Consider the following 14310-nt stretch of genomic DNA (forward strand, 5'->3'; position numbering starts at 1 on the left):
TAACAGTAGGACGACGAACAATGGCTTTAACCCACCTTCAGCAACTTGAAGCTGAAAGTATAAAGATTATTCGCGAAGTCGCTGCAGAGTTCGATAACCCAGTGATGCTTTACTCAATTGGTAAAGACTCTTCAGTGTTACTGCATTTGGCTCGTAAAGCATTTTACCCAGCAAAAATTCCTTTCCCGCTACTACATGTAGACACAGATTGGAAATTCCGCGAAATGATTGAGTTTCGTGATCGCTTGGCACAAGAATATAACTTTGACCTGATTGTTCATAAGAACCCTGAAGGCATTGCCATGGGCGTCGGCCCGTTTACACATGGTTCAGCAAAACACACTGATGTGATGAAAACACAGGGCTTGAAACAAGCGCTAGATAAGTATGGTTTTGACGCAGCATTCGGTGGCGCACGTCGCGATGAAGAGAAGTCACGAGCTAAAGAGCGTGTATATTCTTTCCGCGACAAACACCATCGCTGGGATCCAAAGAACCAGCGCCCAGAGCTTTGGAATACCTACAACAGCCAAGTAAACCCTGGTGAAAGTATTCGTGTATTCCCATTGTCTAACTGGACAGAACTCGATATTTGGCAATATATCTACCAAGAAAACATCGAAATTGTACCTCTGTACTTATCAGAGAAACGCCCTGTCGTTGAGCGTGACGGTACCCTTATCATGGTTGATGACGAGCGTATGCCTTTAGAAGAAGGTGAAGTACCAGAAATGAAGTCTGTGCGCTTCCGTACGCTAGGTTGTTACCCACTAACAGGTGCTGTTGAATCTGAAGCCAATACTTTAACCGGCATCATCGAAGAAATGCTGCTATCCACATCATCGGAGCGCGAAGGCCGTGTCATTGACCACGATTCAGCGGGCTCTATGGAGAAGAAAAAACGCGAGGGGTATTTCTAAATGTCTACAGCAAATGAAGTAAGAGAACTGGGCATTGAGGCCTATCTGTCTCGCCAACAAGATAAAAGCTTATTACGCATGATGACTTGCGGTAGCGTTGATGATGGTAAGTCGACACTGATCGGTCGTCTACTACATGACAGCCACCAAATTTATGAAGATCAGCTTGCTGCACTACATAAAGATAACGAGAAAGTCGGTAACGCCGGTGAAGAACTAGATTTAGCACTACTTGTTGACGGTCTACAAGCTGAACGTGAGCAGGGCATTACGATTGACGTTGCATATCGTTATTTTTCAACAGCAAAGCGTAAATTCATCATTGCCGACACGCCAGGTCACGAGCAGTATACCCGTAATATGGTAACAGGTGCTTCGACGAGTGACCTCGCTATCATCTTGGTTGATGCGCGCTACGGTGTACAGGTACAGACGAAGCGTCACAGCTTTATTTGTGATTCTTTAGGTATTAAACAGTTTGTTGTTGCTATCAACAAAATGGACATCGTTGACTTTGACGAAGCCGTGTTTGAGAAGATCAAAGCGGATTACTTGCAGTTTGCAGAGCAGCTTAATGTATCAGACATCAAGTTTATCCCTATGTCAGCGCTTAAAGGTGATAACGTAGTAACACGTTCTGAAAAGACTCCTTACTACACAGATAAGCCACTGCTTGAGCTACTAGAAGACTCACCTGCCGCTGAAGCAAACCACGGGTTTGAAGCACGTTTCCCTGTACAGTATGTAGTGCGTCCAAATTTAGATTTTCGCGGTTTTCAAGGTACGCTCACTTCAGGCTCATTGAGTGCAGGTCAAGCAGTTAAAGTACTGCCTTCAGGCAAATCTTCAACTATTAAAGAGCTAGTGACTTTTGATGGTAACCTTGAGCAAGCGCAAACAGGTCAAGCATTTACGATCACCTTAGCAGATGAAATTGATGTCAGCCGTGGTGATGTTATCGTTCCAGCTGACTCTACTGCGGCAGTTACCAACCTTATTCAAGCAAAGCTTGTGTGGATGCACGAAGAGCCTCTTGTATTGGGCAAGAACTACAACTTCAAGTTGGGCAGTAAGAGTACATCAGCCATTGTACGTAAGATTGATCACACCATCGATGTAAATACGTTAGAGCAAGGTCAAGCAGAGCAATTGCAATTGAATGAAATTGCCATTGTCACCTTAGAGTTGACCGAGAGCATCGTGGCTGATATCTATCGCAGCAACCATGAAACAGGTTCATTTATCCTGATTGATCGCATCAGCAACCTCACCATTGGTGCTGGTATGATCGAAGCACTGCTTGCTGAAGAGTCTGCGACAAGCTCTGAGTTCAGTGCCTTTGAACTTGAATTCAACGCCCTGGTACGTAAGCACTTCCCACATTGGCAAGCGCTTGATATCAGCAAGTTGAAGTAAGTGGATTTATGCCTGTTATTGGGAGAAAAACGTGCTAGTTGATCAAATCATCTTAACAGGCATTATGCTCGCTTTAGTCGTGTGCTTATTTGGCACACGACTTAATCCGGCTTGGTTATTTGTCAGCGCCATTGGCGTGAGCTATTTAACTGGTTTAATCGAGCTGGAATCTATGTTGGTAAATTATGCCAACCCTTCTTTGATCACCCTTGTACTGTTGATCTTAGTCTCTATTGCAATAGAAAAAACTACACTTGTACAAAAGCTTGCCAGTACACTTGCCAGTGGCAGTTTGTCTAAGTCCGTAATGAAACTTGGCCTCTCTACGGCCTTCTTATCATCGTTTACTAATAACACCGCGGTTGTCGCTTCTCTGATCAGCACCATTAAAGAGAGCCAAACACATTCGCCCTCCAAGTTATTGCTGCCTTTATCCTACACTGCCATATTGGGAGGCACCTTAACCTTAATTGGCACGTCTACGAATTTAATCGTCAATGGCTTTGCCGTTGATGCAGGTATGGCCCCTCTGGGCTTTTTTGATTTTACTTTGGTTGGTGCGGGCGCTCTTATTGTTGGCTTGCTGACAATTTTATTACTCTTGAAATTCTTGCCAGACCACGGAACCGAAGACCAAGAAGTTGTGCCTTTTTACTTAGAGGGCAAGGTCTCAGCCGATTCAAAGTTAATTGGTCGCACCGTTGAAGAAAACGGTCTTAGAGACCTAAAAGACTTATTCTTAGCAGAAATTATTCGTGGGGAGCGCCGTATCTGTGCCGTAACTCCGCAGCAGGAAATTTGCCAAGGCGATGTTTTATTGTTCGTTGGTGATATCAAATCAGTCCCTTTGTTACGCCGCTTTGATGGCTTGCAGGTTGTGCATGATAAACACGAAAAAGACGTTGAGCACCTAGTTGAAGTGGTTGTAAGTCAGTCTTCGAAATACATCGGAAAAACCATCAAAGAGATCCGTTTTCGTGAACAGTTTCACGCTGCAGTTATCGCCATTCGACGCGGGCATGACCGCCTGCAAGGCGGCCTTGGCAAAGTGAAACTGCAAGCGGGTGACTCATTAATTCTGGCACCTGGCAGCGACTTTTATAATTTGCCTGATCTAAAACGTGAATTTGTTTATATTTCAGGATTGGATTTACAAACTCACTTAACAAAACAGCAATCTGGTCATGTTTTATTGGGCTTTGCCGCTGTGATTGGCTTGGGTATCTTTGATATTGTGCCCCTAGTCAAAGGCCTCATGGTTCTGCTACTTGGATTAGTAGCCCTCGGTACAATTAAAGTCAACGAAATGAAACGTCGTTTTCCTATTGAGTTGCTGGCCATTGTCGGCAGTGCCATTGGTCTTGCCAAATTAATGATTGAAACTGGTTTGGCAACACAACTGTCCGATGCGCTGTTTCTGTTACTCGGTGATTTTGGGCCTTATGGCGCTTTTATTGCCATCTTTGTAATGACCGTGGTATTTACCGAACTTATCACTAATAACGCCGCTGCTGCATTGTCATTTCCAGTTGCATATGCTTTGGCTGTCGGGTTTGGTGTCGATCCACTCCCCTTTATTATGGCTGTTGCTTTTGGTGCGTCAGCAAGCTTTATTTCACCCTTTGGTTATCAAACAAACTTGATGGTCTATAGTGCAGGAAACTACCGGATCAAAGATTACGTCACGGTAGGCGTTCCTCTTTCAATTATTTACTCTATTACCGTCCTGACCTTGATCCCATTGGTCTTTCCCTTTTAATGGATAGCTTCATGGATAAAAATATTGTTTGGCATAATTATGCCGTGGAAAAAACACATCGTAGTGAGCTCAAAGGCCATAAGCCTGTGATCCTCTGGTTTACGGGCTTTTCTGGCTCAGGGAAAAGTACCGTGGCCAATGCACTAGAAAGTGCGCTACATCAAAGTGGTGTGCATACTTATTTGCTCGATGGTGATAATGTTAGACATGGACTGTGTAAAGATCTCGGTTTCAGTGATACCGATCGCGTTGAGAATATTCGTCGAGTTGGTGAATTAAGCAAGCTCATGGTGGATGCAGGACTTGTGGTTTTAACTGCATTTATTTCTCCTTTCCAAGCAGAAAGAGACATGGTTAGAAACCTAGTAGGCGAAGGCGAGTTTGTAGAAGTGTTTTTAGATACGCCTCTTGAAGTATGTGAGCAACGCGATCCTAAAGGCTTATACAAAAAGGCACGCGCTGGCGAAATTAAGAATTTCACGGGAATTGATTCTGACTATCAACCCCCTGTTGCGCCGGAAATAAGACTTAATACAGGTGAAAACTCTCTTGAGCAGTCCGTACAACAATTAATTGATTATTTGAAAGATAAAAACATCATCCAGTAGCAAGGATTACCTATGAATGATACAGACCTGCTCGAAGAACTTGTCGAACTTGCTCGTCTCGCAGGCGACGAAATAATGCAGATCTATGCCAAAGACTTTGCCATAGAATTTAAGAATGATGACAGCCCAGTGACAGAAGCTGATCTTGCCGCAAATAGAGTTATCACCGCAGGTCTACAGCGTTTAACACCTGAAATCCCGATTTTAAGTGAAGAAAGTGCAGATATCAGCTGGCAGGAACGCCAAACTTGGCAGCGATACTGGCTTGTAGACCCAATTGATGGCACCAAAGAGTTCATCAAAAAAAATGGCGAGTTCACCGTCAATATTGCGTTGATTGAACAAGGCACTCCGACTATGGGTGTGGTGTACGCTCCTGCGCTTAATATTTGCTACTTAGCAGCACAGAGCATTGGCGCATTCAGAGAGTGTGATGAAGCCCGTATTGAACTAAAAGTAACCCAAAAAGCACAGCAGGGAACAATTAAAGTGGTTGGTTCTCGATCTCACCCCTCCGCTGAGCTTGCTGATTATTTAGCGCAATTCGATGATGTTGAAATGGTACCAAAAGGCAGCTCATTAAAACTCTGCTTAGTCGCTGAAGGGGAAGCTGACGTATATCCGCGCCTTGGCCCAACAAGCGAATGGGATACAGGTGCCGGTCATGCAGTAGCCAAAATTGCAGGTGCCACCGTCACTCAGATTGATGGTTCACCACTGACATATAATCAAAAAGAGTCTTACCTCAACCCATATTTTGTGGTTTCTAGGCTCAAAGCCTAATATATCGACAGTGTCCAGCTTGGGCACTGTCAAAACCCAATCCACCTTTCACTTGATTCTGCTGGGCTTTTTCATCACTTACTTATACTATAGCGCCCTGATGACTTGGTAATCGCAGCTTTGCTACCTGTCACCCATTGTTTGGACATTTTCTTACCTGTTTGGAATTAAATATGGATTTTAACAAGCTTACTTTGGCACTGCTCTTTGCTTTACCTGCACAACATGCAGTTGCGAAAAGTCCCTCTAAAGACGAAATTTCAGCGCTCAATCAATGTATTTTGAATCAATCAATTTCAGGCGATGACACTCGAACCGTGAAACAAGTGCGCCAATATTGTGAGCAGCAAATAGGAGCTTTAAGCCAACTAGATAAACGTATGGCAAGGGAGCGCGTCACAGAAGAAAATCGCAATGTTTTGACACCGCATCACCGCAATTACATCTTGCCAGTTTCTTATATCAAGAACCCAAACAATCGTCCGTTTGATGGCTTTATGGATAAAACTGAGAAAGATGGTGAACCACTAGACAATGTGGAAGCAAAATATCAAATCTCATTGAAGCTTCCCATCTATCATGATTTTGAAGACAAAGACCAAGCGATATACATGGGCGTGACTTTGCAGTCTTATTGGCAGGTGTATAACAAAGATATTTCATCACCCTTTAGAGAAACAAACTATGAACCCGAAATTTTTTGGGTCAACTTTTTAGATGATGAAAATGTGCTTTGGGGCGATGAAATGGCCTTTGTATTGGGTATCTCCCATCAGTCCAACGGCAGAAGTCAACCAAACTCCCGCTCTTGGAATCGTATTTATGCCAATTTTATTTGGGAATACAATGGCTTTGTATTTAGCTTTAAACCTTGGTATCGCCTGCCTGAAGATGAAAAACCAGATACCAATGCGGCAAAAGGTGATGATAACCCAGATATTCACAAATACATGGGGTATTTTGAACTCAGTGGCGCATACCGTTTCAACAACGACCACGAGGTAGGCATGATGTTACGCAACAATGCGGGCGGCGATAACCGCGGTGCCGTACAACTAGACTGGTCATTTCCAATTACCGGAAGAGTGCGCGGCTACGCGCAGTACTTTAACGGCTACGGTGAGAGCTTAATAGATTACAATGCCCATATTCAGCGACTTGGGCTCGGCATTGCCATCACTGATTTACTGTAAAGTTTGCTATCCGGCCGAATTATATTTGGCCGGATAATTGGCATACAACGAGTTAACGTTTAACGAAAAAGATACCGCAGAACTTAGCCACCAAGACATCACCATCGTAGACGTTGACTGGGACCGTGTATTTCGCTTTGCCTTGTGTTTCGAGTTCGCTTAGCTCACCGCTACACTCTGACAGAGTTACCGTTGCACCCGGCGCTGTCGTTAATGGCTTGAGATATTTAATCTCGGCATCCGCCAGTACAATATCCCCTTCTAAATTGAGCTCTTTAAGTGCTAAATAAGTCGCCCCCCACCCTGTCAAAGTTGCCATGCTATACACAGAGCCTGCAAACATTGAATTGTGTAAATTCAAGTTGGCTTTTAAATCCGCCTTAGTAGAAAACTGCCAATCGGTATAACTTTCAACCTTGATACCCATAGCATCACTGATCGGAATTGACTCGCGCCATGTGTCTTGCAGAACTTGCGTCCAATCTGGATGTCTAAACCAACCCGGTTCTGAAGGTTTTTGCTTAACCATTTTCCAATGTTGTACATCTCCGTACGCTAGATGGGCTTTTTCTACCACCTCATAACCGTGGCGCTCGTAAAATGCCAGTGCGCGTTCTCGCGCAAAGAGTACCAACTCTTGTGCGTCCTGTGTCCAGGCGATTTTTTCCAGTTCATGAAGCAGTCGGCTACCTAAATGCTGCCCTCGGTGCCCTTCAGCCACGGCCATATAACGCACCTGAGCTTGAAGATGATTGTTAAAGTGCAAACGCGCTACCGCCAGGACTTCACCTTCATTATTTTTAATGTATCGGTGCTCTGCATCTTGTTCTAAATCATCTTGCTCTGATCCCCTCGGTTGATCCCACGGTGCTCTGAGTACTTGCCAGCGTAATTGATAATAATCTTGCCAATCTTGGCTACTTTGTGGCGAAATGACTGGAAACATATTTACTCCTTTTCATGCACACTCATGTGTGTGCTATTTTTGTGTTCTACCTTACAAGAAAAATAATGAACAGGAAATGTTCAAGGTAAAATCATCGACTAATTGTGTAAAATCATCTAAACACAGTGGAATTACCTCAATCCTTGTCTATGCTGATGGAACTATGCAAGATTTTTTGACTGAATCAGGAACCGTCAGCAACGATTTTGTAGCCCAAAGCCACCAGCTTGGTCACTTGTTATATTGGCATAAGCACGGTAAGACGAGCATACAAGTTAGACAAGAAAAATCGCTCCGTTGGCTATTGATAAATAATACGTTACAGTCAATCGTTGAACTGAATCACCCAGAGCACTTGCTTTTTCCTCATTTGCAAGTGTTGGATGACCTATGGCAAAAATACCCTGCCCCACAACGAGTACTTGAATTAGGACTCGGAGGCGGTGCGATCCGTGATTATTTGCATAGCGTCCATCAAGATTGCCAAGTGATCTCTGTAGAAAATAACCCTGATATCATCCACTGCTACAAACGTTATTTCGGTGGAGATCATATCAGTGAAGTCAACTGCAATGACGCGTACAAGGTATTAGAGCTGGATAATGCTCAGCCATTTGATTGGATAATCTTGGACTTATTTAGCGAGCTAGATGCGCCACGCTTTTTGTATCAGCACAAATTTTACACCCTGCTACGCAATGCATTAACGGAACAGGGCGTGCTATTTATCAACTTTATTGCAGAGCATGAGTCACAATTGAAACAGCTAGAGCATCTGCTGATCATTAATTTTGGCAAAAAGCCGTATATACATCAAGTACCCGGCTATGCAAATCATATTATTGCAATAGAGCGCTAAACAGACAGGTTAAAAGTCACTGGGCCATCGTTACATAAACTGACCTGCATATCGGCGCCGAATTGACCTGTCGCGACTGTAATACCTGACTCTCGTGCTTGAGAAACAAAGTATTCGTAAAGCTGCTGTGCCTGCTCTGGTGTGCCCGCAGAAGAGAAACTAGGACGCATCCCTTTTTTGGTATCCGCCGCCAATGTAAATTGAGAAACCACCAGTAGCTCACCCCCTATGTCTCTCAAACTCAAATTCATTTTCCCCGCTTCATCGGTAAAAATGCGATAATTACTCACTTTGTGCAGTAACTTATCGGCCTTTTGCTCATCATCAAGTTTTTCAACTCCGAGCAATACCAAAATACCTTGCTGAATTTCACCTACCACTTCGCCACCGACTTCCACTTTGGCAAACTTGACTCTTTGAATTAATCCTTGCACTTTAACCTCTGTTTTTATCTATTTTGCACAGCAGTAAATCTGCCGCTCTGCGAATAGCCTCCGAATATACTTGATTTGACGTACAGTGCCCAACGCCTTCTAAAATAAGTAGCCTAGCTTGCACTAACTCCGCGAACCTTTGCGCAGGTGCAAACCGACAAACTAAATCGTGCCTGCTGTGAATCATCCATATTGGTAGCGACTGCAAAATACCCGCATTGTTAAACAGTGTTTCCTCTTCCAAAAAGCAATGGTTCGACATGTAGTGCACCATCAGTTTCGCCTGCGAAACCAAATGTGCGCTACAAGGTAGTTGATATCTATGCAACTGAGTATCAACACTTAACTGAGTTTCCCAGTCGTGCCACAATTGTGCCGCTTTATGCTGCTGTAACTCATCTTCACCAAATAGCTGTTCATGATATAAAGATAAAATTTGCTGATGCGCCGTCAAATGTTGTGAAAACTGGACAAAACGCTCTGGGTAGAACTGTGCTCCAGCCCCCGTAGCGCCATATAACCAAGCGAGATCTGAATTCGTCGCAAAAAAGCTCGCCCAAATGATCAGCCCAGAGACACGCTCTTTGTATTGCTGCGCAAACAAAACCGCCAACGTCGCTCCCCAAGAGCCTCCCGCTATTACACAACGAGGAATATCCAAATAATTCAACAGCGCAACAATGTCTTCGATGAGTAACGCCGTGTGATTGTATTCAAGCGATTGCGGAGAGGAGTTGCCACAGCCTCTTTGGCTATACAAAATAATGCGATAGCGCTGGGGGTTAAAATAGCTCTGTGCCATCTTTTGCAGCCCCATACCGGGGCCACCATGCAAGATCAACACAGGTATACCAGCTGGGTTTCCATACTCCTCAATATGCAATTGATGGCCATGGGAAACTGGTAGGTGAAAACTGCGCAGCGGATCCGTAGGCTGATACAGTAAGGTCATGGACTTACCTCATTGTTGAGGTGTGTCATTCTCCTCTTTATGGTGTTCGGCTAAACAAGCTGTAAACTCAGCGCCTAATAACACTACCATCCATGATAAATACACCCAAACAAATAAAATTGGGATAGTTGCCAACGCACCGTATATGACCTCATAGGACGGAAAGTGGCTGATATACATCGCAAACCCTCTTTTCGTCAGCTCAAATAAAAAAGCAGCAAACAACGCGCCCGGTATCGCGGCTTTGAACGACACACGTGTATTTGGAACTAAAGTATAGAGCATAATGAAGCCTGCCATAGAAATTACATAGGGAAGTAACTTCAACAACAAACCGCTAAACCCAGGGATCCCCTGATCGGCAAATGATACCAAAGACACAATATAGGAGGTCACACCGATACTTGCGCCCAGCAGCACCGGACCTAAAGTTAAAACCATCCAGTAAATTGCGAAGGAAATCATCAAGGGTCGTTTGCTTTCGACTCGCCAAATTCGATTCAAGGCGCTATCTACATTGCGGATCAGCAGTAACGCAACCGCCGCTAAAAAACTGATCCCCACTGCGGTCATTTGGTTGGCATTGCCAGCAAAAGCACTGATATGTGCTTTAATCGTGTCTGTTGAAGTGGGAACAAAATTATTAAAGATGAAGTTTTCTATCGCCAAACGCGTATTTTCAAACCCAGGAAAGGCCGTGAATATAGCAACGCCAACAGCAATGAGCGGGACTAAAGATAGTAAAGTTACATAGGCTAGATACCCTGCATTGATGGTTAGCTGGTCCTCTTTACAGCGCTCAAAAAAGCGCCGCCACCAACTTGGCTGTGCATCTAACACCGCTTTCGCGCGAACTTTTAATTGTGGCCAATGCTGTTTCATAATAATTCATACATAATGATTGCTTTGCACATCTTACCAATCCACTTCATAATTTAAAGTAGCCATTTAAAGTAAAAGGATAAAGTATGCCTCTAAAATACCTAAAAGTTTATGTTTTAATTGTCGCTTGTGTCATCCTTGGTGGCTGTAAAAGCGCACAAAATGCTTACTATTCTGCATGGGAGCAAGTCGGCGTACACAAACGTGATATCTTGGTAGATCGCGTCGAGGATACCCAAGCATCTCAACAAGCTTCTCAACAAGAGTTTCAAAATGCGTTAGAGCGCTTGTCTGTGCTTATCGATTTCGACGGGGGCGAGCTGAAAAACGTTTACGAGCAATTGAATAGCGATTATGAAGCAAGTCTCAAAGCAGCCGAATCTGTGAGTGATAACATCAACAAAGTAGAATCCGTTGCCGATGCACTCTTCGAAGAGTGGCAAACAGAGCTAGACCAATTTACTAATCCAAAGCTTAAACGCAGCAGTGAAAAAACACTGATCCAGACCCAACAGCAATATAATAGGCTGCTACGTTCAATGCGTAAAAGCGAGGCAAAGATGCAACCGGTCTTAGACTCTATGAAAGACAACGTCTTATATCTTAAGCACAACCTAAATGCACAGGCTATCGCAGCCATCAAAGGCGAATTTAGCAGCTTAAAACGTGACATACAGAGTTTAATCACCGATATGAATCGCTCGATAGCTGACTCAACCAACTTTATTGAGCAAATGAACAAAGGCTAGTTTTTGTGTCCGCACTAAGCATATTTAGTGCGGTACTCAAGGCACGCTGAAACACTGACGGCTGAGTTTCAGCTGGCATGCTCTGTAATATGCTTTTGCATATTTTGATGTAACAAATACAGTGCATCGTCTTCGAGCAATGGTTTGCTCATCAAGTACCCCTGAGTTTGCTGACAATACAGTGTAGATAGAACAGCTAGCTGCGCTGGTTGCTCTATACCCTCTGCGGTCACAGTTAAATTGAAGCTTTTCGCAATCGCACAGATGGCTTCAATCAATTGCCTAGGGTTACCCGCTTTTTCGATGCCATCAATAAACGCACGATCAATTTTCAAGCCATCAACTGGCAGTATATTCAGTCGAGATAGGCTACTATAGCCCGTCCCGAAGTCGTCGATATAAATACCAAACCCCATACTATCCAATTTTTGTAGCGGTGCGATTAAGCTGTTTTCTTGCGTCATCATCGCCGATTCAGTCAATTCAATCTTAAACTGCGATGCATTCAACCCCGTTGCTTCAAACTGCGCGACCAACCAATGCATAAATCCCTTGTGCTGCAATTGCAAAGGCGACACATTAACACTCATAAAAATATGTCGGTTTGGAAAACGTTGCGCACATTGCATCGCGTGCTGGAAAACCCAGCGACCTAGTTTGACTATTTGCGCACACTCTTCCGCGATAGGGATGAATTCAGCCGGACTCACAATACCCAACTTCGGACTATGCCACCTCAGCAGCGCCTCAAAACCAATAATGGTCTCGCCTAGCTGGCAATATATCGGTTGAAAGCGCAGTGATAGCTCCTTATCCATATCGAGCGTTTGCAGCTCTCTCTCTATTAATAGCCGGCGTGAAGCCTCACTTGCTATTGCAGAGGTAAAAATGTGATAGTCATTTTTTCCGCGTTTTTTTGCTTCATACATGGCCACATCGGCATCATGTAACAACCTTTCCGCCTCATAGTTGTGACAGGGTGCTGTAAAACGTCTGACTCCAACACTGCCACTCACTGAATGTTTGGCCCCTTGATAGTTAAATGGCTCACGGATCGCAACTAAAATATCTTCTAGTAATAGCTCCAATGGCCCGCTAAGCGATGCCTGTTCAAAAAGTATGGCAAACTCATCGCCACCTAACCGCGCTATATCTGCAAAGCTGCCCACCAGTTCTCGCATGCGCATGGCAAATTCGACCAGTAACGTATCACCAGCAAGATGACCTAATGTGTCATTGATCAGCTTAAAACGGTCTAAATCGATGTACAGCAGAATATAATGGCCTGAATCACCCTGCCGGCTCTTTTCAACTAGCTGCAAGAATGTTTGTCTATTGAGCAGATCTGTTAAACTATCATGCTGTGCTTTGTATTTAAGTTGTTCATTGAATAGCTTGATCTGCGTAATATCCGTTACTCTTCCTTCATAAATGGTGTCGTGACTATGACAGATCCAAGAGCCGGTTTGTCGCAGCCAAACACCGTTGCATCGCTCTGATCCCGCCAACCACTCTAATTCCTCATGTTGTTCGAATGTCATCACCATGTTGCGCCACTTGGCAGCAAACTCTCCCTCCAGCATAAGATCACTGAGCTTCAAAGAATTAAGTCGTTGGCCTTCACCAATCAGTAGGGTTTTAAATGCCGGGTTTGCATCAACCAGTACACCTTGTTTGTCCAACACAAATAAGCCTTCACTGCTATTCACAAACAGGCTTTTATATTTTCTTTCTGCAACAATTTGCTGCTGTAGTGATGACAAACGCTTATTTGAAGCATGCTGCAGCTGTTGATTGGCCTGTGCCAAACTGGCGGTTCGCTCTTCCACTATGGTGTTGATAGTTTGATGTTGTCTAGATAGATACCGTACTTGAAATAGCACCATTAACCCAAGTGCCGCTGCAATCACTACCACCATCATAATGATCAAGGTGTAATTATTCAGTAACGAAGGTGTCAGTTGCTCTTGTGTATACAGATGGATGGCAATTGGTTGCCCAAAGAAGTCCATGGTTTCAACAATTCCGGGCTGTATTTCAGCTAGCCCATAGCTACTTTGCCAATCCGAAGTAAATAACAGCTGACGTTCAGATAGCACCCGTACTTGATGAGCATTATCTTGATAGAATTGACTAAACAGCCCTTCTAACAAATGTTGTAACTGGAAACCAATACCCAATGCCTTTACAACGCCATCTCTTTGAAATTGCTCAATTACCACACTCCAACGATGAGAATGCGGCCAGTTAATGGCTTGTAGTTCGCTTTTTTGCAATCGCCCAGAAGAAGCCGCTGAAATCGCAACCGAGCTGCCGAGCAAATGACCAAACTCCGATACTGGTGCCGCCTTAACTGTTGTCAAATACTGTTTACTTTCAGTCTCGGGTAAATGCACAGTAAAATCAAAAAAGCCCAAATCGCGATACTGGCGTTCCAACGCCTTTACCTGAGAGCCATCAATGATGACATAGGACTCCAAACTCAGTTCAAGGTCTAATCCCGCCAATTGAGATTGTGCAAGGTGATAAAATTGCTCTGGGGTGATTTCAGGCGTTGCCCGCAAATACGCCTCTATCGAATAGAGTAAATGGGCGAAACGCTGCAACTGCTCACTCATTCTAGATTGGTATTGCGCAACTTGTTGTTCGAGTTGATGATGGCCACGCTGTGTGTAATGATCGTGAAAAACCACGGCCATATAACAGATAGCACACAAGTATACGCTGTATATCCAACCACCGAACTTAATCGATGACTGAAAGAATTTTTCCCACTTTTTTACTCTAGACATCCGCTCATAACACTGTA

General features: G+C 44.0%; 13 protein-coding genes. 8 read left to right on the forward strand and 5 right to left on the reverse strand.

Going from position 1 to position 14310, the window contains the following annotated elements; genetic code table 11:
• Positions 1–20 precede the first annotated feature (20 nt).
• The 6 genes from cysD to N483_RS18890 all read left to right on the forward strand — a co-directional run bounded on the left by cysD (position 21) and on the right by N483_RS18890 (position 6679).
• Positions 21–920, forward strand: coding sequence for a sulfate adenylyltransferase subunit CysD (gene cysD / locus N483_RS18865; RefSeq protein WP_023400592.1), 900 nt, complete (start codon positions 21–23; stop codon positions 918–920).
• Complete coding sequence (gene cysN, locus N483_RS18870; protein WP_023400593.1) at positions 921–2336, forward strand: sulfate adenylyltransferase subunit CysN; 1416 nt, start codon at positions 921–923, stop codon at positions 2334–2336.
• A gap of 64 nt (positions 2337–2400) precedes the next feature.
• Positions 2401–4095: an SLC13 family permease gene (locus N483_RS18875; protein ID WP_036976795.1), complete on the forward strand. Its 1695-nt coding sequence runs from the start codon at positions 2401–2403 to the stop codon at positions 4093–4095.
• 11 nt (positions 4096–4106) lie between these two features.
• Positions 4107–4703, forward strand: coding sequence for an adenylyl-sulfate kinase (gene cysC, locus N483_RS18880; RefSeq protein ID WP_023400595.1), 597 nt, complete (start codon positions 4107–4109; stop codon positions 4701–4703).
• Positions 4704–4715: 12 nt separating this feature from the next.
• A complete protein-coding gene (gene cysQ / locus N483_RS18885) occupies positions 4716–5486 on the forward strand; it encodes a 3'(2'),5'-bisphosphate nucleotidase CysQ (RefSeq protein ID WP_023400596.1) in 771 nt (256 codons plus the stop codon).
• Between the two features lie 173 nt (positions 5487–5659).
• Entirely contained in the window at positions 5660–6679 is a 1020-nt protein-coding gene (locus tag N483_RS18890) for a phospholipase A (protein WP_023400597.1), read from the forward strand.
• 52 nt (positions 6680–6731) lie between these two features.
• Here N483_RS18890 and N483_RS18895 read toward each other — a convergent pair whose 3' ends face one another.
• Positions 6732–7625: a bifunctional GNAT family N-acetyltransferase/hotdog fold thioesterase gene (locus tag N483_RS18895; protein WP_023400598.1), complete on the reverse strand. Its 894-nt coding sequence runs from the start codon at positions 7623–7625 to the stop codon at positions 6732–6734.
• 163 nt (positions 7626–7788) lie between these two features.
• Here N483_RS18895 and N483_RS18900 point away from each other — a divergent pair, with 163 nt between their 5' ends.
• Positions 7789–8484, forward strand: coding sequence for a spermidine synthase (locus tag N483_RS18900; protein WP_036976791.1), 696 nt, complete (start codon positions 7789–7791; stop codon positions 8482–8484).
• Here the strand turns inward: N483_RS18900 and dtd are convergent.
• The 3 genes from dtd to N483_RS18915 are packed head-to-tail and all read right to left on the reverse strand — an operon-like array spanning position 8481 to position 10752.
• Positions 8481–8918: a D-aminoacyl-tRNA deacylase gene (gene dtd / locus N483_RS18905; protein ID WP_023400600.1), complete on the reverse strand. Its 438-nt coding sequence runs from the start codon at positions 8916–8918 to the stop codon at positions 8481–8483. The two genes, N483_RS18900 and dtd, sit on opposite strands and share 4 nt — an antisense overlap.
• A 1-nt stretch (position 8919) precedes the next feature.
• Positions 8920–9870, reverse strand: coding sequence for an alpha/beta fold hydrolase (locus N483_RS18910; protein WP_023400601.1), 951 nt, complete (start codon positions 9868–9870; stop codon positions 8920–8922).
• A gap of 9 nt (positions 9871–9879) precedes the next feature.
• On the reverse strand, positions 9880–10752 hold the full coding sequence (locus tag N483_RS18915; RefSeq protein ID WP_023400602.1) for a virulence factor BrkB family protein: 873 nt from the start codon (positions 10750–10752) through the stop codon (positions 9880–9882).
• An 86-nt stretch (positions 10753–10838) separates the two neighbouring features.
• Here N483_RS18915 and N483_RS18920 point away from each other — a divergent pair, with 86 nt between their 5' ends.
• Entirely contained in the window at positions 10839–11501 is a 663-nt protein-coding gene (locus N483_RS18920; protein WP_023400603.1) for a DUF2959 domain-containing protein, read from the forward strand.
• Positions 11502–11569: 68 nt separating this feature from the next.
• On the opposite strand, the gene N483_RS18925 is transcribed toward N483_RS18920, so the two are convergent.
• Positions 11570–14293: a putative bifunctional diguanylate cyclase/phosphodiesterase gene (locus N483_RS18925; RefSeq protein WP_080672639.1), complete on the reverse strand. Its 2724-nt coding sequence runs from the start codon at positions 14291–14293 to the stop codon at positions 11570–11572.
• Positions 14294–14310 lie beyond the last annotated feature (17 nt).

Source organism: Pseudoalteromonas luteoviolacea NCIMB 1944 (assembly GCF_001625565.1).
Taxonomy (GTDB): Bacteria; Pseudomonadota; Gammaproteobacteria; order Enterobacterales; family Alteromonadaceae; genus Pseudoalteromonas; species Pseudoalteromonas luteoviolacea_F.